This window comes from Paludibaculum fermentans, assembly GCF_051172195.1.
In the GTDB taxonomy this organism is placed as follows: Bacteria; Acidobacteriota; Terriglobia; order Bryobacterales; family Bryobacteraceae; genus Paludibaculum; species Paludibaculum fermentans_A.
Map to the genome: position 1 here is coordinate 2,624,590 of NZ_JBPJAQ010000001.1, position 24,746 is coordinate 2,649,335.

The window sequence follows — 24,746 nt, forward strand, 5'->3', positions numbered from 1 at the left end:
CTGGAGGCGCCCCGTGGGTAAAGTGACCGGTTTCTTGGAGTTCCAGCGTGAAACGATTGGCCGCCGGCCCGTCGCCGAACGCATGAACGATTGGTTCGAGGTCTATCAGCCGCTTCCGGAAGACAAAACCAAGCTGCAAGGCGCGCGCTGCATGGACTGCGGCGTCCCCTTCTGCCACACCGGTTGCCCGCTCACCAACCTGATTCCCGATTGGAACGATCTCGCCTACCGCGGCCGCTGGAAGGAAGCCATTCGTGCTCTGCACGCCACGAACAACTTCCCCGAGTTCACCTCTCGCATCTGCCCCGCGCCGTGCGAAGCCGCCTGCGTCCTCGGCATCAACGAGCCGCCGGTCTCCATCAAAACCATCGAGCGCGCCATCATCGACCATGCCTGGCAGGAAGGCTGGATCAAGCCCGAAACCCCCACCGAACGCACCGGCAAACGCGTAGCCGTTGTCGGCTCCGGTCCCGCCGGACTCGCCGCCGCCCAGCAACTGGCGCGTGCTGGCCACCTCGTCACCGTCTTTGAAAAGGCCGACCGCATCGGTGGCCTCCTCCGCTATGGAATCCCCGATTTCAAGATGGAGAAACACCACATCGACCGCCGCATGGAACAGATGAAGGCGGAAGGTGTGACGTTCAAAACCAACGCCCACATCGGTGTGGACATCAGCGTCAAGGATCTCCGCAAGGAGTTCCACGCGGTACTGCTCGCCGGTGGAGCCGAGGCACCCCGCGACCTGAAAGTCCCCGGCCGCCAGTTGAAGGGCATCCACTTCGCCATGGAGTACCTGCCGCTCAACAACAAGCGGAACGCCGGCGATACCGTCCCGGAAGAAAACTGGATCTCCGCCGAAGGCAAGAACGTGATCATCATCGGCGGCGGCGACACTGGAGCCGATTGCCTGGGAACTTCCCACCGCCACAAAGCCAAGTCCATCCGTCAGTTTGAAATCATGCCGATGCCGCCCGCTGAACGCGCCGGCTCCACCCCCTGGCCTCTCTGGCCCCTCATGATGCGCGAAGAGTCTTCCCACGAAGAGGGCGGACAGCGCCATTGGGCCATCCTGACCACCGAATTCGTCGGCGATGCCGATGGCAACGTTCGGGCTCTCAAAGCAGTCAAGGTTGGTCCCGCTCCGAAGTTCGAACCCATCCCCGGCTCCGAAGAAGAATTCGCGGCCGACCTCGTACTCCTGGCCATGGGCTTCGTCGGGCCTGTCAAAAACGGACTCATCGAACAACTCGGAGTCGAGCTCGATAACCGGGGCAATGTGAAGGCCGACGAAAACTACATGACCTCCGTCCCCGGCGTGTTCACTGCCGGCGACATGCGTCGCGGCCAGTCGCTGGTCGTGTGGGCTATGGCCGAAGGGCGCAAAGCGGCCGAAGGCATCGGCGAATACCTCAAAGAGTAGTCGCGAATCCGACCGGAAAACCAAAGCCCCTGCGCCGTGAGGCCAGGGGCTTTGCTATTCAGGGAATTGAGGTTGGCTAGCGGGACATTGTCGCGAAGGCGATGCCTGCACCGGCTCCGCCGCCCACAACAGCCACGATCAGCGCGACCTTCGCCCCATGGCTCATGCCAGTTCCGGAGCCGCCGCCGCTTCCGCTGCCACCGCCGCTGGCGCCGCCGGCCGGTTTCTTCTCAGGCTTTCCATCCGCACCGGACGTGGGCCGCGCCCCGCCGCTCTGGCCAGGCTCTTCCAGCCTGTTTAGGCTGGCCACTTCCAGGATCTGGCTATCGCGATTCGACGTGGGCGTCGCTTTGCCCGAGACCTCGACCGTTCGGCCGAGCTCACCCTGCAAATTGCTCCCACGTAGTTCGACGTCAAGATTGGTGATCTTGTCTGTCAGCAGGAACTTCCCGCTCTCCAGGCGCACAGTGCCGGTCATCGTCGAGGTAGAGTTGCCGCCGCCGCTACCCGGCGTGAGTTCCAGCGCAGTCCCGGGCTTGACGCTGGCGAGCATGACACCTTCCACGGAACGAACCTTCACTGTTCCGTTCACTGCGGTCACGTTCACCACTCCGCCCTTCAGCGCCACTTGTGCCTGGGCGCCATTGACGGCCGGGCTCACTTCAAACCCATTGGTCTGCAAGCGATACGAGGGGGAAGCAACAAGGCTCGAACCCTTCTGCAGCACGAGTCGATCGGCAAAGACCTGCGCTTCGCTGTTCGCGGCTATCGTAGCGCGGCTGCCATTGCTCAACTGAATGCGGCTGGGGTCCGCACTCGTCTTCACACTCGATCCCTCCACCAAATTGGCATTGCCGGTCACCGAGGAACGGTCGACCTGCATCTGTCCATTCGACACGGCCATGCCGATGACATTGTTGCCAGCCTGCGCCGTAAGCAGGAAAGTCATTGAAAGCACGGCGAAAAGGATGAACTTCTTGTTGTATCTCGTCACTTCACTCCAGCCCTTCGTTGCTAGATTCAACCGCGACCGAATCCCCCTCACCAGCCTACTGAAAACGTGCCTGGCTTGCAAGGAGAAACTGCCGCATAAATATCTTCCGTCTCAACTAGTTACGCCCGCTTGAAGTGATAGAATCGCGGTGAGCTTACCGCGCTGCGTAATCCACCGGTTGCCATGGCCGATTCCACTTCAAGTCCCGTTTCCACTCTTCGGCAAATACTGGCTGCTGTCTTAGGAACAATTTGCATCAGCTTCTGCCTGCTTACACTCTGGTGCCGCTACTCAGCCGAAAATCTCATGAATAAGGCGCGAACGCCCGAGGAAATGCGCGCCGCCTCCGCGATCGATCCCCTCAACGATCTCCACCTCATCCGCCTGGCCCAGAAACTCGAGGACGACGGCCAGCCCTCTCTCGAAGCCTGGCGTCAGGCAATCACCGTGAACCCGCGCCGCGACCTCTCCCTCACTCAGGCGGCGATTGCGGCGGAGCTCAGCGGCTCCACGCCGGAAGCCGAACATCTGCTGCTGCAAGCCGAACAATACAATCACCTTTGGCTGCCGCGCTGGTCGCTCGCCAACTTCTACGCGCGCCACAACCAGGCATCCCAGACGTTCCGCTGGGCTCGCGAAGCCATGCTCCGCTCCTACGCAGACCCCAGCGCCCTCTTCCTCCTTTGCCGCAATTCCGGGGCCTCCAACGCCGATTTGCTCCAGTCCATTATTCCCCCCACTCCGGCCGCTCGTGGTGCGTTCGTGTACTTTCTGGTACGCCAAAAAGAGCCGGATTCGCTCGAATTGGCAGCAGCGGCTTACCTGAAATCGGCTCAGATTTCCGGCACACGGCCGATAGAGAAGGTAGAAACTGTTGCCGCCGCAATTACAGCCCTGATCGCCGCCGACCAACCGGACCCGGCATGGCGCTTGTGGACCCTGCTCGACTCCGCCCACTTGTTGCCATACGCCGCGGGCACAGCGGCCCAACCACTCGTCAATCCGGACCTGAGGCCGCCCCTGCGTCCGCCAGCCTTCGACTGGCAAATCCCCGCGGTGGCCGGGGTCGAAACCCTGCGCGGCGTACCTGACAATGGCATCAAGTTCACGTTCTCGGGCACGCAACCCGAGTTCGCGGAACTGCTCGCCCAGAATCTATACCTGCGCGCCGCCAACGAATGGACCCTGGCGTTTGAATACGAAACGCGCGGCTTCTCTCAGCCCAAAGCCGGTCTCCGGTGGAAGCTAGGCGGCGCCGATGCCGTGCAGGATCTGGTACTTACGGAAGATTGGCAGCCGGCTTCCATTACCTGGAACGTCCCACCCGCCAGCGGGTTGCGCCGGTTGTCGCTGGAAATCGTCCGAGTGAATGGACAGCCGCGGGTGGAAGGGGAACTGCGCTTGCGTGCCCTGCAATTCAGGGCCGGAGGTGCGAAGTGATCACCAAAGCCACTCGCATCACCGCCTGGACCCTGGCGGCGCTGCTCGCCTTTGGCATCTCGACATTATGGGTGCGTGAACGCTGGGCGGTGGCACTATTCCAGGGCGGTGTCTTGCTGCTCTCCCTCATCTGGCTTTGGATGAACGCTTGGCTCAAAGGCCCGTTCCGCTGGGATAAAGTGCTCATTCCACTGGCATTACTGCCCATCATCGGGGCCGTTCAGGTGATCGCCGGGCTCACCGTGCTGCCGTGGTTCACTGTGGAATCGACCATTGGCTGGACCGTGACTTTCCTCTCCGTGTTTCTTCTCCTCCAGGCCATGCCGGACCCCGCTTTCCAGCAATCCTTGCGGACCGCCTTGCTCGCCTTCGCCGCCATCCTCACGGTCGTGTCCGTCCTCCAGGTCTTCACCAGCCAAGGCAAAGCATTCTGGATCTTCGACACCGGTTACGACTCCGATGTCCTTGGCCCCTTCGTCTACCGGAATAAGTACGCCCAATTCGTCGAACTAGTCTTTCCCCTCACTCTTTGGCGGGCCCTGATCGACCGGCGCCGCGCTCCGCTGTATCTCACCGCCGGAGCCGTCATGGCCGCCGGAGTCGTTGCCGGTGCGTCGCGCTCCGGAGCATCCTTCTTATTGGCGGAGATCGCCCTGGTCCTGCTGGCCGGGTGGCGGCGCAAGGCGATCTCGGGCCGCGGTGCGCTCCTCGTTGCCGGCCAGGCCGGCGCAATGGTGGTCCTCTGGGGCTTCCTGGCCGGCTGGGACTTCTTCTGGCAGCGGCTGACCGGCTTGGACCCGGCCCAGGATTTCCGCTGGCCTATCATGCACTCGACCCTCGAGATGATCCGGCTGCGGCCCTGGACCGGCTTCGGCCTGGGCACTTGGCCCCTGGTCTATCCTCAGTTCGCCACCTTTGATATAGGAGTGGTCGTGAACCAGGCCCACTGCGACTGGCTACAGTGGACCGCCGACGGTGGCCTCCCCTTCCTGGCCGCGGTCGTCGCCGCGTTCGGCCTGCTCCTCCGGCGGCTCATCCTCTCTGTCTGGGGCATAGGCTTCCTGGTGGTCGCTGTCCACGCCGCCATCGACTACCCCTTCCATCAACTCCCTGCATTCCACACCTTTTTGTGGTGTACCGCCGTCCTCGCGGCCGCCGGAGAACGCAACAGGCACGCTCCACAATCCTGAACAACCGTCGGGCCGTAAGTTGCCAACCGCAAAATCGCCCTGGAATTTGTTCGCCCTTCTTTTTTTGGGGACACACGTACTTTCTTGACGATAAATGCGCCGTGCGCGCACTCTATAGGTATGAAGCGGATCCCGCTCGTTGCATGCCTGATTGCGATTCTCTTGGCTGGCTCCGTCGTGAGCGCGCAGCAGCCCCGTCCCGGGTCGTCGCAGAGTCCGATGACCGATGCGGGCCTGGCGAACCTGCCCGGCCAGAAAATCGGGCCAAACGATCTGCTCGCCATTTCCGTATATGACGCGCCGGAACTCACCCGTACCGTCCGCGTCGGTGCCGAAGGCTACATCCGGCTCCCCATGGTGTCCGATCGAATTCAAGCCCAGGGATTGATGCCATCCGCCCTGGAAAATGCCATTGCTGAAATTCTCGTCAAGGAAGGTTTGCTCGTTAAGCCTGTCGTAATGGTGACGGTGGCGGAATATGCCAGCCGTCCGGTTTCCGTGGTCGGTGCAGTGAAAAAGCCGACGACCTTCCAGGCTGTGGGGCGGGTCACCCTGCTCGACGCCATCTCCCGCGCCGAGGGCCTTTCCGAACTGGCAGGCCCCGAAATCCTGATTTCCTCGCCAACCGGCGAACCCGGCGAAGAAAAGCAGTTAGTACAGAGGTTCCTCGTACGCGACCTCATCGACAACGCTAAGCCCGAGATGAACCTGGTTTTGCATGGCGGCGAAGAGATCCGTGTACCCGAAGCGCGGAAGATCTTCGTGACCGGCAACGTTAAGAAGCCGGGCGCATTTCCCGTCAAGGAAGACAACCAGATGACCGTTCTGAAGGCGCTCGCCCTTTCGGAAGGACTTTCGCCGTTTCCTCAGAAATTCGCCTATGTATATAGGAAGGCGGATAATGAAGGTGGAAAGGCCGAGATCCAGGTAGAACTGTCAAAAATCATGCAACGCAAAGCAGTGGATTTTGCGTTGGAACCGGAAGACACGCTGTATGTACCGGAAGATGTAGGCCGCAAGCGATGGGTGGGCACGACCGAGAAAGTGGTCGCGTTCGGCATGGCTACGGCGTCCGGTGTCCTGATTTGGAAGCGGTAACGGCGCAGTAAGCAGGGATCCAGGCCCAATCAGCCAGGCACGGCTTGATCCCTGTGTGCATTCAAATACCACTCCCTTGGGGATAACTGACCTTGATTGAAGACTCCGGCCCTTTGATCCACTGTCCAGCCTGCGGCGGTACACAGGTGCGCCTGGCGCACGTCAGAAAACTCCGCGACTGGTTTGGTGTAATCCTGTTCCAGACTCCTTACCGTTGCCACGAATGCCGGCACCGGTTTTACGAAGGCGGCCCGTCCGTAGGCGGCAAAGGCAACGCCAAACGCGGCGGTGGTTTTGCCCGTTGGCGCCGCAAGCAAGACGGCCGCCTGGGACGCCTGGTCGCAATCGCCCTTTTTGTTTTGGCCGCCGTCCTGGTGTTTTTCCACTTCCTGACGCGTCCCCCGGCGCCTTGATGGTTCGAGGCGCTACTGGTTGCGGGCCGCGATCAGGTCCCGGACGCTTTGTGCCCCCGCGGGCAATCGAATACTGACCGCACCGGCGAGCACGCGCAGCGCGGCCTGCTCGCCGGTGCGTTGAGCTTCCGGCAGCCCGGCTACGGCCACAAGCTTGTACTCCCCGGGCTCCAGGTCGTTTTCGAAGGTGTACCGGCCGCCTTCGTCGCTCTGTGCGGCCAGGACGCGGCCGTCGCGCGCCGCCACCAGGAACACGCTGGCCTCCGCCGCTGGCGTTCCCTTTTCATCCAGCGACACAAGCCCTGTCAGGGATGGGCCGTCCGCGCCGAGTTCAATCGTCACAGGCCCGCTATCGGGACGCGCGCCAGCCTGCCGGATGTCCAGGCCGCCTTGCTCCATCCTCGTCACGTAGTGCCCCGCCGGCAGGTTCTCCAGCCGCAGGCCGTAGGTGCCCGGGTAGACCCTGGCGAGGTCGAAAGCGCCATCGGCGGCCACGAGGCCCTGCAGCGTGTCAGAGAATAGCAGGTCCCGCTGGCGTAACTGCAGGACAAGGCGGATTCCTGGCGGCAGGGGTTGGCCCTTCTTTTCGCCGCGCACCGTCACTCTGCCCTTCAGGCTCTGGAACCCCAGAACCTGCACCTCTCCGGCGTCCTCATGCTGTTTGCCCACGCGAACCATCGCCTGGCCAAACCCAACCCCGCGGAAGTTACGTTTGACATAGCCGACGAGGTCGAGCATGTACTCTCCGGACGGCACCCCGCAGATCTGCCAGTCGCTCCCCGGGGTAACCTGGCCGGAGCCTACTCCCGGGCCTCTCGCCCCCAGCCACAGGTTGAGACCAAGCCCAACCTGGACCGGTTCGCCAGCGTCCATTGCCGGGCCCGAGGGCCTGACAAACACGCAGTGTACCGGCACCTTCTCCATCTCGACATCCACACCGAGGCGTTCCTGGCCAGCCGCTACTTCAATCACGGCGGCCGCCTCCGGAATTCGTCCGCTGGGCGCAAACGTGACGGGCGGATAGGCGGGCGGCAACTCCGCCGGCGGTTTCTCCGGGCGAAGTTCGGGTTTGTGCTGTTTCACCAGCGTAGTGGTTGCCGCCACCAGGTACGCGCCTGCCGGCAGATGCGCAATTCGATACTCCCCGCGGTCGTCGCTGCGTCCAATGCCTTGTTGCACCAGTCGCCATGCGGCGCGCGGACGCGGCTGATCGTACGCCACCACCAGGACGCCTGCCACGGGTTGGCCACTCCGGTCACGAATCCTGCCGGCAATCACCGCACCTTTGGGCACAATCAGGTCGAAGCCCTCAATGCGCACACCCGGGGCAAGCCGGACCGTTCGTGACCGGGCCGCGCTGGCGTCCTCCGGTTTCTGCATCCGGACCCGGTAAACGCCGGGTGTCGTGCCGCTGATTTGGAAACGGCCCTGTCCATCCGTCCGCACCGCTCGAAGCTGCTCCGGTCCGGTGGTGAGGACATACACCCCCTTTAGCGGCTCGGACTCGGTTCTCACCGTCCCGCTCAGTCGCCACGGGGCTGCGGGCGTTGACGCAGTGGAAGGTTCCGGGGCCGACTGCGCGCACAATCCACCCACCCAAAGCACGCAGAGAAGTCCATGGTTCCTCATGCCTCACTTGTCCCCTCTCAAAGTGATCTCGACCGGGATCGACTGCCCCGGAGCCAGGCGGAATTGCCTGAGAACCAGAGCCACCGGCCGAACCGGTGACACGCCCTCCGGCGGCAGTGCGGTGATCCAGTACTCTCCAGCCGGCAACTTCTCGAAGCGGAAACTGCCTTGCGGATCCGTGGCTGTTTGCCGCCCAAAGGGCCGCCCGCCGGCATACCACAAAGCGATGGGCGAACCAGGAGCCGGCTCCTGATTTCGCACCACGCTACCCGTGACCGTGCCGTTTGAAGCGCTGATCCGGGCCGCCAGCGTCATGGCGGATTTGATAATGATGGATGCCGGCAACTTCCCTCCCTGAACCGTTTGCAAGCCTGTGAACGTGCAGGCCGTATCGAGGTCTGGCAGGTCGAACAGATAAGCGCCGGGCGGAACATTCTCCCAGGTCGTCCGGCCTTCCCCCTCGCGTTGCGAGAAGCGCCACCACTCGGGCCAGTTGACCAGCGGGAGGATCTGCAGCTTGGCGGCTCCGGCACAGGAGGCCGCGCCGGAGGTGGTCACATCAATCGGGAAACCTGGCGTCAATGTAAGGTCCTGCACCAAGTCTTCCCCGTCCTGCAGTTGGACCGCCGCCCCAGCGAAGCGCGCATCGGCATCATCCGGCGGCGAGTCAAATCCGCTGCCCGCATCCGGACCGAACGCCACCAGTTGATACTTGCCGGGCGGCGCGCCGGACAAACGGAAGCGGCCATCCGGTCCGGTTGCCGTCGTGGCCACCGGCAGGCGAAGCCCGTCGTGAGGGATCAGGCCAATCAACGCGCGGCGGCCGTTCCACGCATCAGGCAACCCGCTGATTGTGCCGGACACGGTGGCGGCCCGCCACTTCGGAAAACGGACGTCAATGGAGGTGAGTTCGGCCCCGGGCGACAAGCCGACAGCCCGCGCGTGATAGGGGCCGGTGCTATCCGGGAAGTAAACGATGCCGGAGGCCTGCTCCGTCAAGGCTTGCTCTCGCAGAAATACGGCAATGAAGTAGTTTCCGGGCAGCAGGCCGTGCAGGCGATAGGCGCCTTGGTCGTCCGTCACCGCACCCGGCTCTTCCAGCGTCCCGGCCGGCGCTTTGTCGGCGGGCGCCATGGGCAGCGCCCACACACCAAGTCCCGCCATGGGCCGTCCGTCCTCGCGGAGAACACGGCCCGACATCGCCGCGGTCCGCCTCAGGACCAGCACTTGGGGCAGCGGCTGGTCCGGCTTGAACTCGAACGTCCGGCCGAGTCCCCCTGGATCCGTGGGGTCACGGTAGCCCGCCTTCTCGACAGAGATCCAATAGTCGCCAGGTGCGGCTTCCGGGATGCCTGCCTTGCCCTGCTCGTCACAGGTCAACCGCCATTCGGCCGGCGGGCGGATGCGCTTCACCGTCAGTGAGACGGCCGCGACGGGTTGCCCCTTGTCCGGATCGATGACCAAAATTCTCAGCTCGGCGGAGATGGCTGGACCGGCCAGGCAGGCTGCCAGCATCGGGCTACACCAGATCGCGTGCCACGAGGGGAACAAGCGATGCCTCCTTCCAGTGAGCAAAGCCGCCGGTCCCTTCGATTATGCCCGACTCGCAATCCTGACAAGGAGTACTTGCTGACGTGTGCGGTCAGCGGCGTAGGCGTTCCGCGGGAAGTCCCTCCGCCCTACCGCAAACGCTTGCCGATCTCCCAGTGATGCCCAAACGGATCCACCACCCGGCCCAGCCGCCAGCCGTGCTGATCGCTCACTGGCCACACGACCGTCGCCCCCGCCGCTACTGCCCGCTCGAACGCCGCGTCCGGATCCTCCTCCACCACCATCACCATGCGTACGGTCCCGCCCCCCAACGTCTCCGGACTGTAGTTCCGGTGCTCCGGCGATTCATCCGCGACCCAGAATTCGGCGCCCCCTACGGCGAGCTGCGCCACCACCGCCCCCGCTTCGTCATCGATCCGGAAGAGATCCACCGCTCCAAAAGCAGCTTTGTAGAACTCGATCGCCTGCGCTCCGCGCCGCACCGAAAGCATCGGCGCAATCGACGTTCTTCCCTGGGACTGTACTTGCGGATCCATCGGCGCTGCTCCTCACAGATGTACTTTCGTCTCCAGCCCCGCTACGCCCTTTTCCACACCGTATACGAAGCTCTTCCGCCCGGCGGCGGCGTGAAATCCACTGGCCTGGCGCCGCCCACCGCGGCCATGTGAACCCGCAGCAGTCCGCCTTCGAGCACATAGATCCCCAGTTGGGTCTTGCCTTTGATGGGGCCGGCGACGTGCCGATAGTCGATCGCTGCCGGCACAGCGGAGGCATCCGTACTGAACTCAAACTGCATCATCACCTGCGGACCCGCGGAAATCGTGGTCCTGCCGCCCTCCGTCACCCGCTTGACGAAGCCGGCCGTGGCTGGATCCAACTCTTTCCCGTCGACGATGCCCGACACCATGCGCCATCCGCCGTCCAGCTCCGTCACCGGCCGGTTCTCCGCCGGACTTGGCTCCACCGCAATTGTGGACTCGGTGGCCCCGTCTGTGCGATCTCTCGCAAACGTCTCCAGCGCAATTCCACTGCCCGGCATGGTGGTGAAGGAGGTCGGCCGCACCTGTCCGCGCGTCGCCAGGCACAACTTCCACGTCTCGCCGTCCATCCTGTAGATCCCCAGGTTGGTGTTGCCCGACTCCGGACCGGCGTCGAAATGCATGTCGAGACAGGCAGGCGTCCCGGCTTCGTCAACCTTCATGGTGCCCGCATAGGTAGCACCCATCCCGGTGCTGACAAAGCGGTCGCCCGTGATGGTGATCCTGGCAGCCGAGTGCAGCGACTCCGGCATCCGCTGGCCGTCCAGTTCAAGTGAGGTGATCAGCCAGACACCCTGCAAGCGATCGAGGTCATGAGGCATATAGGGATACCCCGGAATTCTGTGGGGTTCGACCACTATGCCTGGGTATTTACCCAATTTCAAGAGGGAGGCCGCTCTCGAACACGCGAACGGCCCCCAAGCACCAACCTAAACGCCCAGCCGGGGCCGCTCCTCGCGCACCCTGTTCATATCCTGCTTAGGCTCCCCATCGCACTCCACCGCAATGGTGGTAATCGGAGAATCCGGAGCCGCCGCCGGCAACCCCGTAAGCTTCACCCGGAACTCCTCCTGCTCGAACTTCACCGGGGTCCCCGTCGCCAGCAGCTTCGCCGACAGCACCTTCGTCCGCAGCCCGCCGATCGCCACTTCCGACCCCGGCCAGAAGTGCACGTTCGCGAACAGCGTATTCCCCTTCCGCGTGAAGCTCATGTAGTTCGACCGGCTCACGGAACAGGGATCCGTCCCGTACACCGCCGCCCCGTTCTTCGCCGTCCAGTTGCCCACCGCAGTCAGGATCTTCACGCTCTCCGCGGGAATCGACCCATCGGCCATCGGCCCGATGTTCAGCAGGTAATTTCCGCCCTGCCGCGCGCAGGTCAGCAGGTTCCGCACACAGGCCTTCGGGCCCTTCCAGTTGTCGTCCGCCTTGTGAAATCCCCAGGAATCGTTCATCGTCATGCACGCTTCCCAGTTCCTGCCCTTCGACGCCTCAATCCGCTGCTCCGGCGTGTCGAAATCCTCTGGAATCTTGCTGCGGTTGTTCATGATGATGTCGGGCTGCAGCTTCCGCACCATCGCGTTCATCTTTTCGCTCTCCCAGCCTTCGGCCGTCAAAGGCCACGCCACGTCGTACCACAGCACATCGATCTTGCCGTAGTTCGTCATCAGCTCCCGCGCCTGCGTATGGACGTAGTCCACAAACCGCCGCCGCGCCTGCTCGTCCTTCACACACCGCGCGCCGTCCGGATGATGCCAGTCCATCAGCGAGAAATAGAACCCCACGCGCAGCCCTTCCGCGCGCACCGCGTCCACATACTCCTTCACCAGGTCCCGCCCCGCGGCCTGCTTCGGAGCGCAATACTTCGTCGTCGCCGTATTGAAGTGGCAGAACCCCTCATGGTGCTTCGTCGTCATCACCATGTACTTCATGCCGGCCTTCTTCGCCAGCGCCGCCCATTCCTTCGCCGGAGCCGGCTTCGGCTTGAACTGCCCGGCCAGCTTCTCATACTCACCGACAGGAATTCCTTCCTGCTCCATCGCCCATTCGTGGCGGCCCAGTACGCTGTACAGCCCCCAATGAATGAACATCCCGAAGCGCGCCTCGTGCCACCACTTCATGCGGCGTTCACGATCGGTGTCAGATGTTGATTGCATGGCCAGCGCACTGGCGGCCGGCGCGGCCGAAACGAGTTTCAGATATTGCCTGCGAGAGAATCCGGGGTGAATCATGGCGCGGCCATCCTATCACCTTTAGCGGTAAAGCTCAACGCAAGTGGCTACTTCACCGGTTCCGGATAACTCGGGATCTTGGCCGTCGGAATGTCCACCACACCGTACTGGCCCGTCACCTTATCGCGGATAATCACGCGGATCGTCTGCGCCGCCGGACTCGGCTTCCACACCCGCTGATAGCGCGCCGACTCCGGACCCACTTTCCGCGCATCCCGGTCCGGCGCCGCCACTGAACCCTCTTCCGTATGCACCACCACTTCGCCTGTCGCCGCCTTCTCCGCCACGCAAATCTCCACCTGCGCCTGGCTCCTTCCATCCTTCATCTGGAAGTACAAGCCCGTCGGCTCCACCTGCGCCGTCAACCCCACCGTACCCTTCTCCGCCCCCGGCATCATCTCGCACCGCGCATCCACCACCAGTGCCGTCGACGGCATCGGATTGTGAATCGCTGAACGCCACTCCTCCGTCGTCCAGGACGCCGCCTTGCTGGGCGGCTTCTCCGACAGGAACCCCTCTCGCGCAATGATGTTCACGCCCGGCCGGTTCACCTGGATCTTCAGGTTGTGCCACTTCCCGTCCGGCTCGTCATACAGGTAAAACGCCGCCGAATACGACCCCTGCACGTCCGCCGTCGCCTTCTTCAAACCATCCGTGAAGTCGTTCGTATTCTGGATCACCCGTCCGCCCGTAATCCCCGCCATCGTCGATGCCGCCGGAAACGGATCCGCGCTGATCTCTTCCGCCTGCTGCTGCTTCTCAAACCGCCCCCGCCCGCGTATCGTGATCGATCCCGCCGACGACGCCGAGTACGTCGTGTCCCCCTGCAGCCCCCTCGAGTTCACGAAGTACACCGCAATCCCCTGCTGCGCCAGCCGCTGCGCGCTCGCCCGGATCACACTCTCAAAACTCTGCACACCACCCCGTGCCCCAAACCCCATCGCCCCCGTAATCGACAACATCGAAACCCCGCCGCCAATCCAAACCAGGTTCTTCCGCCCCGGTACACCCGACAAATGCCGCCCCAACGTCTCCAACGCGCCCAGCGTCATTTCCATATTCCGCTGCCGCACCGACGCGTTCGCCTGCATTTCGTTCTCAATCTGCGTCGTCAACATCTCCAGGATCGCCGGGTCATTGTTGAACATCTTCAACATCTCTTCCGCATCCCGGATCGTCGCATTCATGTCTGCCTGCTGTTGCTGCGGCAACGCCAGGCCCGCTTTCGCGATGCGCGCCCGCAATTCCTCCACATCCCCCGTAAAATCATGAAGAATGCTCAACTTCGAGCCGAGATGATAGACCGCTACCCTCGTTTGCGGAGCCAGCGCCTTCAAATACCGTGTCAACTGCGCCCGCACCCAGATCGTCTCCGTCGGTGCCGTATTCAACGTATCCAGTACCAGCGCCGTCACATTCCGCGGAGGGCCTGGCGTGAACTCCACCCGGTTCGTAAACAAACCCGGCGGCAGCTTCGCCGGTTGCTTCACCTCCGCCTGTTGCCCCTCAAATCGAAAGAACGACAAGTCCCGCCGCTTCCCCTTATCGAATACCTGGATGTCCTGCATCTTCAGGTCCGTCACCGGCTTGCCGCTCTTGTCCAGAGCCACGAAACTAAACTCCATCAGTCTTGTGGTCGTGCTGAATGTCGGAGCGGGTTCCTGGGCCACGGCTGCCAGAATGGCCAATAAAAGTGCGGCGAGAATCCTCATGTGGACTGAATTCTATCATTTGCTCTCAGAATCAGACTTCCAGGCCCTGTAGCCTGAAGATAAACACTGGAGTTTTTTGAGCATGCGTCGATAACTTGTGTGTGTAGGTGTATGCGCGCTCTTTCCATCTCAGCCGGAGTCCTCCTCCTCTCTACCCTCGCGCCCACAACTCTCCTGGCGCACCAATACCAGTTCCTTCTCTACGGCCGCCAACACGGCCTCGGGAACCTCGCCATCAGCGCCATCACCCAGGACCAGACCGGCTACCTCTGGGTCGGCACCCAGAACGGACTCTATCGTTACGACGGCCACTCCTTCGTCGAAAAGGGCCACAGCGCGGGGATCCCCGCCGATCCCATCGTGGCTGTCCACGCCGATCAGCAGGGCGGTCTCTGGGTCGCCACCCATGCCCGCCTCTACTACTCCACACCCAACGGCTTCCGTGAGATCCAGTTCGGCCGCAAAATCCAGTTCCTCACCCATAACGTCATCGACTCCCGCAACGGCCTCGTCTACGCCGCCACCAGCGACGGCCTGATCGAACTCTCGCCCAATGCAGCAGGCAATGGGTGGATCGTCCGCGAAATCGCCACCGGCAAAACACGGCAGTCCTTCCGCGCGGTCCGCATCGACCAGTCAGGCGCGGTCTGGACCGCCTGCGGCTCCTATATCTGCCGCTCCAGAGCCGGTCAGACGACGGTCTACGGAGAATCCGAAGGGGTCCCGCGCGATAACTGGGACAGCATCGCCCTGGATGGCCGCGGCGGCCTGTGGGTCAGAAGCGTCGCCCACCTCCTCCATACCCCGTCCGCAGGCGCCCGGTTCGAGGCGGAGTCGCCCGGCCCGCCCGATGCCAGCTTCCATGGGGAACTGGCCCCCTCCGCCGACGGCACCCTGCTCGCCACCACGCGGCGCGGCCTCGCTCTCAAACATCACGGCCAGTGGCACATGGTTGGGATCGAGGAAGGGCTGCCCGCCAGCAGCACCACCGCCATCTTTGAAGATCGCGAAGGCTCCATCTGGATCGGTACCTGGGGCGTCGGGCTCTGCCGCTGGCTGGGCAGTTCCTCCGTCGAGTCCTGGTCCTCTCGCGACGGCTTGCCCCACGAAAGCGTCAACGCCATCGCCCGCGACCCCTCACAACGCGTCTGGGTCGGCACCGACACGGGCCTCAGCAGTCTGCGCTCCGGCGAAACCAGCAGCCCTCTACGCGCGCTCGCCGATACCAAAGTCCGCGCACTCCAGGCAGCCGGTAACACGCTCTGGGTCGGCCTCTTCCCTGGCGGCGTGGCCAGCGTCGACACCCGCACCCTGGCCGTCCGGCGCTTCGGCACGGCCGACGGTCTGAAGGACGAACGCGTCAATGGCCTCCTCCTTGATCGCTCAGGCCAGCTCTGGGTCTGCACCATGCGCGGCCTGTTCGTCAGAAAGCAGTCTGGCTTCGTCCCGGCCCTCCCCGACGGCCCCTCCGACGAGGTCTTTCTGCGCGTCGTCGAGGACCCCTCCGGCGGTGTCTGGGTGGCCACCAGCAAGGGCCTGCGGCTCTGGCGTGACGGCGTCTGGCGCCACTACACCTCGCGCGACGGCCTCGCCCAGGACGCTGTCACCCTCGTGCGAGCGCCCAGCCCCAATGAAGTCCTCGTCTCTTACCGCGGCAGCAAAGGCTTCAGCATCCTCCATCTCGACGGCGATCGCATCCGGTCCGTCGAGCATATCCGCGCCCCCAGCCTGCCCTCCAACCATGTCCTCTTCCTCGGGCACGATACCGGCGGCGATATCTGGGTCGGCACGGATAATGGCGTCGGCCTCCGCCGCAAGCGCGCCTGGTCTACCCTCGCCAAAGCCGATGGCCTCATCTGGGACGACTGCAATACCAACTCGTTCTTTGCCGATCCCGAAGGCGGAGTCTGGCTCGGCACCAGCCGCGGCCTCACCCACATCCTCCCCGGCGCCAAACCGCGCCTCACGCTTGGTCCGCCGCCCAGCCCTGTCTTCTCCTCCCTCCAGTTCGGGGGCCACCAGCAGGCCGCGCACACCAACCTAGAAATCCCCTATTCCAGCCGCCTGCTCGAACTGGGACTGGCCTGCCTCACATTCCGCCAGGAAGAGCATCTTCACTACCGCTACCGTCTCTCCGGGCTCGAGGACTCCTGGGTCGAAACCGCCACACCGGAGCTCCGCTTCCCCAACCTCCCGCCCGGCCGCTACCGCCTCGAGGTCTTCTCCCTCAATGCGGCTGGAGAAGCCAGCCCGTCGCCGGCGCTCGCCCAATTCGTCATCCTGCCGCCCTGGTATGGCACGTGGTGGTTCTACGCCGCCCTCCTGGCCGCCGCCGCCCTCTCCATCCGCCAGCTCATCCGCTGGAGAACCGCCAATCTCCGGCGCAAGAGCCTGGAACTCGAGGCTGCCGTCCAGGCCCGCACCGAAGAGCTCCAGAATCAGTACGACCTGGCGGACCGCCAGAAGACCGAGATCGAACGCCTGCTCGACGAAGCCAACCAGCTCCATCGCGCCAAGAACGAGTTCCTCGCCAACATCAGTCACGAGATCCGCACGCCTATGAACGGCATCCTCGGCCTGACTGAACTCGCCCTCCACACCCACCTCGACCCGGAACAGCTAGAGTACGTCGAGGCCACTCGTAAATCCGCCCAGTCCCTGCTCGGCCTCCTCAACGACGTCCTCGATTTCGCCAAGATCGAGGCGGAACGCGTGGAGATCGAAACCGTGCCCTTCAGCATCGCCGGCTGCCTGGACCTCGCGCGCGACACCTTTGCCAGCCAGTCGATCGCCAAAGGGCTGGAGGTTCAGGTCGATGTCCCCCCCTCCGTACCGGAACAACTGCTCGGTGACAGCCGCCGTGTCGGCCAGGTCGTCATGAATCTCGTCGGCAATGCCGTGAAATTCACTCAGCACGGCTCCATCACGCTCAGCGCGCGCGTCGATTCCGCCATCGGCGATATCGTCCGCCTGCGCGTCCAGGTCCGCGATACCGGCATCGGCATCCCCGTCGAGAAGCAGCAGTTGATCTTCGAACCCTTCCGCCAGGCAGACGGTTCCACCGCGCGCACCTACGGCGGCACCGGTCTCGGCCTCTCCATCTCCGCCCGCCTCGTTGAGATCATGGGCGGCCGACTCACCGTCGAAAGCGCCCTCGGTCAGGGCAGCGTCTTCTCCTTCACCCTGCCGCTCAAGCTCGCCGCATTCGGCGGTGTTGCGCCCTCTGAAGCCGTCGCCGGGTCGCAGCCGTTCGCCGCGGGCCACTCCGTCCGCGTCCTGCTCGCCGAGGATCACCAGATCAATCAGTTGGTCGTCATACGCCTGCTGCAGAAGCGCGGCCACCACGTAACGGCCGTCAACAATGGGGAAGAGGCTGTCGCGGCAGCCACAGCCGGCGCCTTCGACCTCATCCTGATGGATATGCAGATGCCCGTGATGGATGGCCTCCAGGCCGCGCAACTCATCCGCGCCCTGCCCGGGCCCGCCAGCCGCGTCCCCATCGTGGCCCTCACCGCCAATGCCCTCGGCGCGGCCCAGGAAGAGTGCCGCGCAGCCGGTATGGATGCCTATCTGGCCAAGCCCGTCACCGCCGAAGACCTCTATCACGTCGTCGAAACCGTCAGCGCTCCACGCCCCGACGCGGTCCTCCTCTAGAACAGCCCCGCAAATAAGTTCACCCGCTCATGCTACGTCCGACGGATTGAATTCACATTCGATCTAGAGTAGCCTGCCTACACACTTGCAGAGGCTCGAAAGGATGTATCGTGAAAAACGTAATCGTCTGCTCCCCCAAGAGTCTGCCTCGGGAACAACTCTTCGCGGCCGCCAAAACCGCCGTCGCCATCAACCCGTTCAACCACGCGCCCCTCGACCGGCTCACGCGCCTCATCCCCTCCTTCCGCCCCACCCGCGAGCATCTCGCCGTCGTCACCACCAAATACTGGGGCCTGAAAGGCGTTCGCCTCACCGTCGGCTTCCTCGATGCCGCCCCCACTGATCTGCGCAAACGCATCCTCCTCCACATGAACGCCTGGGCCTCCAGCGCCAACGTCAAATTCGTCGAGACCAAAACGGATCCCCGGGTCCGCATCGCCCGCGTAGACGGGGAAGAAGGCGGCTACTGGTCCTATGTCGGCACCGACATCACGCACATCCCCAAAAACGAACAGACCATGAACCTCGAGGCGTTTTCCATGAATACCCCCGAGTCTGAATTCCATCGCGTCGTCCGCCACGAGACCGGCCATACCCTCGGCTTCCCCCACGAACACATGCGCGCCGCCCTCGTCGAAAAAATTGATCCCGAGAAGGCCATCGCTTTCTTCAAACAGACCCAGGGCTGGTCTGAGGATGAAGTCCGCGCCCAAGTCCTCACACCCCTCGAGGAAGGCACCCTCATGGGCACCGTGCCCGATCCAAAATCGATCATGTGCTACCAGATCCCCGGCCTCATCACCAAGGACGGCAAGCCCATCATTGGCGGCAAGGACATCAACACCCTCGACTTCTCCTTCGCTGCCAGCATCTACCCCAAAAAGCCCGCTAAACCAGCGCCGAAGCCTGCTCCCAAAACCAAACAGGCCAAGGCCGGCAAACGCTAGTGCGGTCCGTGGCCTCTCTGGCCGTCTTGTCGCGCTTTGTTCCATAGAGAGAGGTCACTGCATTGAAGACAACCGTATTCCTGGGGGCGGGCGCCTCCAAGCCATTTGGGTATCCCCTCACCGCGGAGATCCTGCCCGCCATCCGGAGGAGACTGGGCGTCGAAGCCGCCCTCTTCGGCGGCAATGACATCGAACACGCCGCCGAAGCGCGCCTCAAACTCCTGCTGCCCGCCGTCCTCCCCGGCTTCTACGACGAAGCCCTCGAACTCCCCATGATCACGGACCTCCTGTCCCTCATCGACTACTCCCTCGCCGCCGGCCGCACGCTCATCCCCGGCCGCCCCGCTGCCCACCTGCTCGAACTCCGCACCCTGCTCGACTGGGCTCTGCTCTCCGTCATCGAACCCGATTCCAAGTCGGCCCTCCTCACCCACCCCCTGCTCGAGTCCTTCTGCAATTGGCTCAATGCCCACGGCGGAGCCTCCGGCGAACCCATCGGCGTCATCTCCACCAACTACGACATCGCCGTCGAACGCAAGCTCTTCTCGCCCTATACTTCCCACTACGCCGTCGGCCAGGTCTTCGATTTCGGCATGCGCTGGCGCGACCCCGACATCTTCGGCCTCTACAGCCCGCCCCTCCAACCCGCTTACCGCTTCTATAAACTGCACGGCTCGCTCAACTGGCTGCGCTGCGAGAACTGTGAGCACATCTACATCAACACCTTTGGCGCCATCAGCAACCTCGCTTTCCAGGAACGCAGCGTGTTCAACACCTGCGACTGCGGCCACGGCCCGCTCAGCACCGTTCTTGTCGCCCCATCCATGGTCCGCGATGTCCGCGAACCCAACCTCCTCGGCATCTGGACCCACGCCCTGGAACAGCTCCGCACCTCGCAGGACTGGCTCATCATCGGCTACTCCATGCCGGCCGAGGACATCGCCATCCGCTCCCTCCTCATTCGCGCCTATAACGGCTCCGGCCGCACCCGCCCCCGCATCCGCATCGTCCAGCGCGACGAGAGCCGCTCCACCCTCTCCCGCTACAAGCAGTTCTTCCCCGATTGCGAGTACCTCACCGGCGGCCTCGAAGGCTTTCTTCAGACCGCGTGAGCCATCTGTAAACGAAGCCACACCCGCCTCGGCGGTACGATGAAATGTGACCACCGAGATTATGGGCATCCTCAATGTGACGCCCGACTCTTTCTCTGACGGCGGCCGCTTCGCCCACCTGGAGCAGGCCGTGGAACAAGCCTTCCGCCTCGTGGCGGAGGGCGCCTCCATCCTCGACATCGGCGGCGAAAGCACCCGGCCCGGAGCCGAGCCCGTCTCCGAGGAGGAAGAACTCCACCGCGTCCTGCCCGTCATCGAAGCCCTCGCCGGACGTGTCCAGGCCCGCCTCTCTATCGATACCTATAAGCCCGCCGTCGCCGAAGCCTGCCTCCGCGCCGGAGCTGAAATGATCAACGACGTCACCGGCCTCCGCGACGCCCGCATGGCCTCCGTCGCCGCCGCCCACGGAGCCGCCGTCGTCATCATGCACATGCGCGGCACCCCCGCCACCATGAACCAGGAGACCGCCTATACCGATGTCGTTGCCGAGGTGAAAGAATTCCTCGGCCGCCAGGCCGCCGCCGCCCGCGCCATCGGTGTCGATGAGATCATCCTCGATCCCGGCATCGGCTTCGCCAAAACCGCTTCCCAGAGCTTCGAACTCCTCCGGCGCCTCGGCGAACTCTCCGATCTCGGCTACCCGCTGCTCATCGGTCCCTCCCGCAAGTCGTTCCTCGCTACACTACCCGGCATGGAACAGCCCGGGAACCGCCTCGAAGGCACCCTCGCGGCATCGGTCATTGGAGTCATGCAGGGCGCCTCCATCGTTCGCGTCCACGATGTGAAAGAATGCCGCAAAGCCCTCGCCGTGGCCGACGCGGTCAAAGGTTGATCATGGACAGAATCCTCCTCCGCGGAGTCCACCTCACCGTCAATCTCGGCGTCCCGCCCGAAGAACGCAGCGTCCCGCAGGAAATCATCCTCGATCTCGACGTCGAGTTCGACACCCGCCGCGCCGGCGAAACCGACGACTTCAAACTCACCGTCGACTATGCGGCCATGCACACCACCGTGCGCCGCGTCGCCACCGAACGCCACTACTCCCTCGTTGAATGCATGGCGGAGCGCATCGCCGCCGCCCTCCTCGCCGAATTCCCCATCGCGTCCGCCCGCATCCTGCTCATGAAGCCCGCCGCCCTCAGCGGCCGCAAGGTCGACTACCCCGCCGTCGAGATCGTCAGGCGCCGGCATGGCTGACGTCTACCTCGGCCTCGGCTCGAATCTCGGAGACAAAGCCGCCAACCTGGCAACGGCCCTCGATCGCATCGCCGCGTTTTCCACAGTGCTGGCCGTGTCTTCGTTCCATGCCACCGACCCCGTCGGCTACCTCGACCAGGACCGCTTCCTCAACGCCGCCGCCCATGTCTCGACAGACCTCGAACCAGCCGCCTTCCTCGCCCGTCTTCTCGAAACCGAGCTATCTCTCGGCCGCGTTCGCACCATCGTCAACGGCCCCCGCATCATCGACCTCGACATACTTCTCTGGGACAGCCTGGTGATCGATACCCCCGGGCTGTCCGTGCCGCACCCCCGCATGCACCAACGTCTTTTTGTCCTGGATCCGCTTGTCGAGATTGCTCCGGACGCCCTCCACCCGCGGCTCCAACGCACCATCCGTCAATTGCGCGAAACCCTACACTCCAGCACGGTTTAGCTAACCGCCCCCTCTTCCGTACTGTTCGCTCCCACTTCGCCTCTGCTTCTGGCAGAATAAATTGCGTCTGGGCTGATACACTTCGTTGTCATCGTACGCACTATAATTCAGGGAACCGTGCGCTCATCCATTGGCATCTCCGACGTCGGCTGCGTCCGCAAGAATAACGAGGACTCCTATCTCGTCGACCCCAAACTCGGCTTATACGCCGTGGCCGACGGCATGGGAGGAGCTCAGGCGGGCGAACTTGCCTCCCAAATCGCCATCGAAAGCCTGCGGGAAGCCGTAGCCGCTGCCCCCATACGAACGCACGAAGCTCTCATCCACGCCTTCGAACACGCCAACACCGCCGTGCTCGAAACCGCCGCCGCTGACCCCCGCCTCGAAGGCATGGGCACCACCATGATCTGCGCCCTGGAAACGCCGAATGCGCTCCTCGTGGGTAGTGTCGGTGACAGTCGCGCCTGGCTCTTTCAGGACGGCCATCTCTCTCTCGTCTCCAACGACCAGACCTGGGTCAACGAGGTGGGCCGCCCCCTCGGCATCGCCGAAGAACGTCTCAAAGTCCATCCCATGCGCCATGTCCTCACCATGGCAGTGGGCGTCAGCCAACTCCTCCGCGTTCAGGTCTACCCTCTCCATCCCCCCGCCGGCAGCATCCTGCTCCTCTCCAGCGACGGACTCCACGGCCCCCTTGATGATGAAGACCTCGAAAAAGTTTTATCTCAGCCGATATCTTTGGAGGCTCGCGCCCACTCCTTTATCGAGGCAGCAAAGAAAGCCGGAGGACCCGATAACATTACCGTCGTCCTCCTCGAGTTCTAAATCACCCAATCCCTCTGCCTCTGGAGGGTCTCGTGCTCCACTTGTGCCTGTTCGCGGCACTCCTTGCGCCCGCCGGCGCCTTGACCATTGAGGTCGTCGAAGGCTCCGGCGCCATTGCCGCCCGCGGCTCGGTCAGTCCCCAACGCTTCACCGTTCAGGTGAAGGATGCTGCCGGCGCCCCCGCTCCCTCGGTCACCGTCCAGTTCCGGCTCCCCTCGGAAGGTCCGTCCGGCGATTTCCCCAGCGGCTCGAAGTCTGAATCTGTACTCACCGGGCCAGATGGAAAGGCCTACGTCCGGGGCATCCGCTGGAACTCCACCCCAGGCAAACTGGATCTCCTGGTCCTGGTTACCAATCAGGACCAAAGGGTCGAAACGACCATCGCTGCCGAAATATCGGCGGAATTGCCGGCATCTCGGCAGCTAGCGCCAAAAACGGCAAAAAAATGGATCATTTTAGCCGTCGTTAGCGGTGCAACTGCCGCAGGCTTAGCCGTCGTCCGCGGCGGCGCCACCGCGCCTTCTGTCACCACCGCTCCTGCCGCTGCCAGTTTGCCGCCCTCGCTCGGTGCGCCGGTCATCACCATAGGAAAACCGTGATGCGTTATTTTCTTCTTTTCTTCGCGCTCCCACTTTTCGCCCAATCCACCCCCGTCGTGGGCATCTTTCATGACGGAAAGGGCGCGCTTCGCACCCTGCGGGGAACTGAAGGCGCCTGGACAGCACCCATTCTTGTCCCCGCTGGCGTTCTCTCTGCCGGCTACTCGGGCACGACACTCTGGTACAAGACGGAAACCGAGCTTCATGTCATCGATGGAAACGAGACAGTAGTCCCTACTCCACCCGGCCCGATGGCTGCTAAGTTTAACGAGGCAGGCGACTTAGAGGAAATATTCTTCGCCGGCGGCGAGCACGCGTTGTGGCGCCGCAACGCCCTTGAGTTTCTTGATCCCGTCGCGGAAGTCCCTTGTTTCCCGGAAGATCTGGGGCCGGGTCGTCTCTTGGTCCGGGCCGAAGGTGCCCTCTATGCTTGGCTGCCCGGCTCTGCCCCCGTCGTCATCCCGCTCGCGGAAACTCCTTCGTTTCAACTCTTTAACCGTGCCGACGAAGCCGAATTGCCAGTCGGGGCGTCTTTCCTGATGCCCGGTTCGGCTGTCGGCGAGTCGTCCACCGCCCGCTTCCGCATTCGCAATCCAACCTCTAACCCCATTACCATCAGCCGTTTATCCATCGACCCGGCGCCCTTCCGGACGTTCGACCAGTTCCTGCCGCCTTACCTGATCCCGGCCAATGGGCATGGCGACTTCTCCGTGCGCTTCTCCCCCGTCGAGTCCGGCGAGTTCACAACTACGTTGTGGATCAATGATTTGCAGGTAAAGCTGCAGGGCGGAACAGTCGCTCCAACGAGCGTCGAAATCCTCGAAGGCTCCGTTTGGAAATCCCTGACATCGCCCTACGATCTGGGCTCCGTAGAACGCAAATCGACCCTCAGCCGCCGCCTGCGCATCACCCCGGATGCGCCCCCAACCCTTGCAGGCGCAGGGTTTACGCTCTCCGCCTCAGGCACCGAGTGGATCGTCAACGCCTCCTCCGACACCGCCCGCACGCTGGCCGGAACCCTTCAGGTCGCCGGCCGAACCTTCGATCTCAAAGCTACCTTCACCGAATTCCCCCTGCCTCGTCCTTCCTTCCAACCCGTTTCCGGCAAGCTGGCCTCCGGATCGCAACAGTCGATCTCTCTCCAGTTCGCCCTGCCGGCCAGGGCTACCGTATTGGGATTATTGAAGTTAGACTTTACGCCTACAGCTTCGGATGCAGGCAACGACACCGCCATAGCCTTCCTGCCTCGCATGGAACGGATCGTCAACTTCCGCCTGAATGAGGGTTCGACCACCGCCGAATTCAGCGGCGCCAATTCTGTACTTCTCCAGACGGGTTCAACTGCAGGCACCATCATGCTCACCGTCGATATGGGTGGCCTGACGGAGCAGGCCATGTACCGCATCGACCCCGCCCCCGTCGCCTACTCCTCCGCTAAAGCCAGCATTTCCAGTTCTTTAGCGGAAGTCTTAATCACCGGTCTGGACAACACGCGCTCCACGGGACGCATCGCCTTCACCTTCATCAGAAACGATGGCCAGCCGGCCTCGCCCGGACGGATGGAGGCCGACGTATCTTCCTCATTCAAAAGCTACTTCGCCACTTCGGGCACGGGCACATTCCAGTTGCGAGCCAGCTTCCCGGTGACTGGCGATGCTTCCGGCCTGACAGGCGTCGACGTCGAGATTACGAACTCACAAGGAGTCACCCAGTCGGGACGCCTTCCGCTCAAGTAGTT

Annotated in this window: 21 protein-coding genes; 14 read left to right on the top strand and 7 right to left on the bottom strand. The window is 63.3% G+C overall.

Annotated features, from left to right (window positions below; all coding sequences use genetic code 11):
- Window positions 1-13 precede the first annotated feature (13 nt).
- The gene (locus tag ACR9Y2_RS10740) at window positions 14-1,420 is read left to right on the top strand and encodes a glutamate synthase subunit beta (RefSeq protein ID WP_435041234.1); all 1,407 of its coding nucleotides are present in this window, start codon (window positions 14-16) and stop codon (window positions 1,418-1,420) included.
- A gap of 76 nt (window positions 1,421-1,496) precedes the next feature.
- Here ACR9Y2_RS10740 and ACR9Y2_RS10745 read toward each other — a convergent pair whose 3' ends face one another.
- The gene (locus ACR9Y2_RS10745) at window positions 1,497-2,444 is read right to left on the bottom strand and encodes a hypothetical protein (protein ID WP_435041235.1); all 948 of its coding nucleotides are present in this window, start codon (window positions 2,442-2,444) and stop codon (window positions 1,497-1,499) included.
- A gap of 276 nt (window positions 2,445-2,720) precedes the next feature.
- Here ACR9Y2_RS10745 and ACR9Y2_RS10750 point away from each other — a divergent pair, with 276 nt between their 5' ends.
- From ACR9Y2_RS10750 to ACR9Y2_RS10765, 4 genes are all read left to right on the top strand, one after another.
- On the top strand, window positions 2,721-3,854 hold the full coding sequence (locus ACR9Y2_RS10750) for a hypothetical protein (RefSeq protein WP_435041236.1): 1,134 nt from the start codon (window positions 2,721-2,723) through the stop codon (window positions 3,852-3,854).
- Window positions 3,851-5,044 (top strand): O-antigen ligase family protein, encoded by a 1,194-nt coding sequence (locus ACR9Y2_RS10755; RefSeq protein WP_435041237.1) that lies wholly within the window; start codon window positions 3,851-3,853, stop codon window positions 5,042-5,044. The genes ACR9Y2_RS10750 and ACR9Y2_RS10755 overlap by 4 nt, the downstream gene beginning before the upstream one ends.
- A gap of 219 nt (window positions 5,045-5,263) precedes the next feature.
- Complete coding sequence (locus ACR9Y2_RS10760; protein WP_435041238.1) at window positions 5,264-6,142, top strand: polysaccharide biosynthesis/export family protein; 879 nt, start codon at window positions 5,264-5,266, stop codon at window positions 6,140-6,142.
- Between the two features lie 92 nt (window positions 6,143-6,234).
- Window positions 6,235-6,555, top strand: coding sequence for a hypothetical protein (locus ACR9Y2_RS10765; RefSeq protein WP_435041239.1), 321 nt, complete (start codon window positions 6,235-6,237; stop codon window positions 6,553-6,555).
- 12 nt (window positions 6,556-6,567) lie between these two features.
- Here ACR9Y2_RS10765 and ACR9Y2_RS10770 read toward each other — a convergent pair whose 3' ends face one another.
- The 6 genes from ACR9Y2_RS10770 to ACR9Y2_RS10795 all read right to left on the bottom strand — a co-directional run bounded on the left by ACR9Y2_RS10770 (window position 6,568) and on the right by ACR9Y2_RS10795 (window position 14,217).
- On the bottom strand, window positions 6,568-8,070 hold the full coding sequence (locus tag ACR9Y2_RS10770; RefSeq protein WP_435041240.1) for a carboxypeptidase regulatory-like domain-containing protein: 1,503 nt from the start codon (window positions 8,068-8,070) through the stop codon (window positions 6,568-6,570).
- A 117-nt stretch (window positions 8,071-8,187) separates the two neighbouring features.
- Complete coding sequence (locus ACR9Y2_RS10775; RefSeq protein WP_435041241.1) at window positions 8,188-9,699, bottom strand: hypothetical protein; 1,512 nt, start codon at window positions 9,697-9,699, stop codon at window positions 8,188-8,190.
- Window positions 9,700-9,863: 164 nt separating this feature from the next.
- Window positions 9,864-10,271 (bottom strand): VOC family protein, encoded by a 408-nt coding sequence (locus ACR9Y2_RS10780; RefSeq protein ID WP_435041242.1) that lies wholly within the window; start codon window positions 10,269-10,271, stop codon window positions 9,864-9,866.
- Window positions 10,272-10,312: 41 nt separating this feature from the next.
- Window positions 10,313-11,095: a TIGR03067 domain-containing protein gene (locus ACR9Y2_RS10785; protein WP_435041243.1), complete on the bottom strand. Its 783-nt coding sequence runs from the start codon at window positions 11,093-11,095 to the stop codon at window positions 10,313-10,315.
- A gap of 108 nt (window positions 11,096-11,203) precedes the next feature.
- Complete coding sequence (locus ACR9Y2_RS10790; protein WP_435041244.1) at window positions 11,204-12,505, bottom strand: alpha-L-fucosidase; 1,302 nt, start codon at window positions 12,503-12,505, stop codon at window positions 11,204-11,206.
- A 47-nt stretch (window positions 12,506-12,552) separates the two neighbouring features.
- The gene (locus ACR9Y2_RS10795) at window positions 12,553-14,217 is read right to left on the bottom strand and encodes a VWA domain-containing protein (RefSeq protein WP_435041245.1); all 1,665 of its coding nucleotides are present in this window, start codon (window positions 14,215-14,217) and stop codon (window positions 12,553-12,555) included.
- Window positions 14,218-14,328: 111 nt separating this feature from the next.
- Between ACR9Y2_RS10795 and ACR9Y2_RS10800 the strand changes: the two genes are divergently transcribed.
- From ACR9Y2_RS10800 to ACR9Y2_RS10840, 9 genes are all read left to right on the top strand, one after another.
- Window positions 14,329-17,871, top strand: a complete 3,543-nt coding sequence (locus ACR9Y2_RS10800; RefSeq protein ID WP_435041246.1) for a two-component regulator propeller domain-containing protein — start codon at window positions 14,329-14,331, stop codon at window positions 17,869-17,871.
- A 110-nt stretch (window positions 17,872-17,981) separates the two neighbouring features.
- Window positions 17,982-18,818, top strand: a complete 837-nt coding sequence (locus ACR9Y2_RS10805; RefSeq protein ID WP_435041247.1) for a M12 family metallopeptidase — start codon at window positions 17,982-17,984, stop codon at window positions 18,816-18,818.
- A gap of 62 nt (window positions 18,819-18,880) precedes the next feature.
- Entirely contained in the window at window positions 18,881-19,930 is a 1,050-nt protein-coding gene (locus ACR9Y2_RS10810; RefSeq protein WP_435041248.1) for a hypothetical protein, read from the top strand.
- Between the two features lie 46 nt (window positions 19,931-19,976).
- The gene (gene folP / locus ACR9Y2_RS10815; protein WP_435041249.1) at window positions 19,977-20,762 is read left to right on the top strand and encodes a dihydropteroate synthase; all 786 of its coding nucleotides are present in this window, start codon (window positions 19,977-19,979) and stop codon (window positions 20,760-20,762) included.
- A gap of 2 nt (window positions 20,763-20,764) precedes the next feature.
- Entirely contained in the window at window positions 20,765-21,127 is a 363-nt protein-coding gene (gene folB, locus ACR9Y2_RS10820) for a dihydroneopterin aldolase (RefSeq protein ID WP_435041250.1), read from the top strand.
- Window positions 21,120-21,584 carry a 2-amino-4-hydroxy-6-hydroxymethyldihydropteridine diphosphokinase gene (folK, locus tag ACR9Y2_RS10825; protein WP_435041251.1) on the top strand — a complete coding sequence of 155 codons (465 nt, stop codon included), beginning with the start codon at window positions 21,120-21,122 and terminating at the stop codon, window positions 21,582-21,584. The genes folB and folK overlap by 8 nt, the downstream gene beginning before the upstream one ends.
- Window positions 21,585-21,701: 117 nt before the next feature.
- Complete coding sequence (locus ACR9Y2_RS10830) at window positions 21,702-22,409, top strand: protein phosphatase 2C domain-containing protein (RefSeq protein WP_435041252.1); 708 nt, start codon at window positions 21,702-21,704, stop codon at window positions 22,407-22,409.
- Between the two features lie 41 nt (window positions 22,410-22,450).
- Complete coding sequence (locus tag ACR9Y2_RS10835) at window positions 22,451-23,008, top strand: hypothetical protein (RefSeq protein WP_435041253.1); 558 nt, start codon at window positions 22,451-22,453, stop codon at window positions 23,006-23,008.
- Window positions 23,008-24,744 (top strand): hypothetical protein, encoded by a 1,737-nt coding sequence (locus tag ACR9Y2_RS10840; RefSeq protein ID WP_435041254.1) that lies wholly within the window; start codon window positions 23,008-23,010, stop codon window positions 24,742-24,744. The genes ACR9Y2_RS10835 and ACR9Y2_RS10840 overlap by 1 nt, the downstream gene beginning before the upstream one ends.
- Window positions 24,745-24,746: the final 2 nt, after the last annotated feature.

What these genes read in the sequence shown, in the direction of transcription:
- folB (WP_435041250.1), top strand. Translation starts at nt 20,765, where the DNA reads ATGGACAGAATCCTCCTCCGCGGAGTCCACCTCACCGTCAATCTCGGC.
- ACR9Y2_RS10790 (WP_435041244.1), bottom strand. Translation starts at nt 12,505, where the DNA reads ATGATTCACCCCGGATTCTCTCGCAGGCAATATCTGAAACTCGTTTCG.
- ACR9Y2_RS10775 (WP_435041241.1), bottom strand. Translation starts at nt 9,699, where the DNA reads ATGCTGGCAGCCTGCCTGGCCGGTCCAGCCATCTCCGCCGAGCTGAGA.
- ACR9Y2_RS10795 (WP_435041245.1), bottom strand. Translation starts at nt 14,217, where the DNA reads ATGAGGATTCTCGCCGCACTTTTATTGGCCATTCTGGCAGCCGTGGCC.
- ACR9Y2_RS10840 (WP_435041254.1), top strand. Translation starts at nt 23,008, where the DNA reads ATGCGTTATTTTCTTCTTTTCTTCGCGCTCCCACTTTTCGCCCAATCC.
- ACR9Y2_RS10780 (WP_435041242.1), bottom strand. Translation starts at nt 10,271, where the DNA reads ATGGATCCGCAAGTACAGTCCCAGGGAAGAACGTCGATTGCGCCGATG.
- ACR9Y2_RS10750 (WP_435041236.1), top strand. Translation starts at nt 2,721, where the DNA reads ATGAATAAGGCGCGAACGCCCGAGGAAATGCGCGCCGCCTCCGCGATC.
- ACR9Y2_RS10760 (WP_435041238.1), top strand. Translation starts at nt 5,264, where the DNA reads ATGACCGATGCGGGCCTGGCGAACCTGCCCGGCCAGAAAATCGGGCCA.
- ACR9Y2_RS10800 (WP_435041246.1), top strand. Translation starts at nt 14,329, where the DNA reads ATGCGCGCTCTTTCCATCTCAGCCGGAGTCCTCCTCCTCTCTACCCTC.
- folK (WP_435041251.1), top strand. Translation starts at nt 21,120, where the DNA reads ATGGCTGACGTCTACCTCGGCCTCGGCTCGAATCTCGGAGACAAAGCC.
- ACR9Y2_RS10785 (WP_435041243.1), bottom strand. Translation starts at nt 11,095, where the DNA reads ATGCCTCATGACCTCGATCGCTTGCAGGGTGTCTGGCTGATCACCTCA.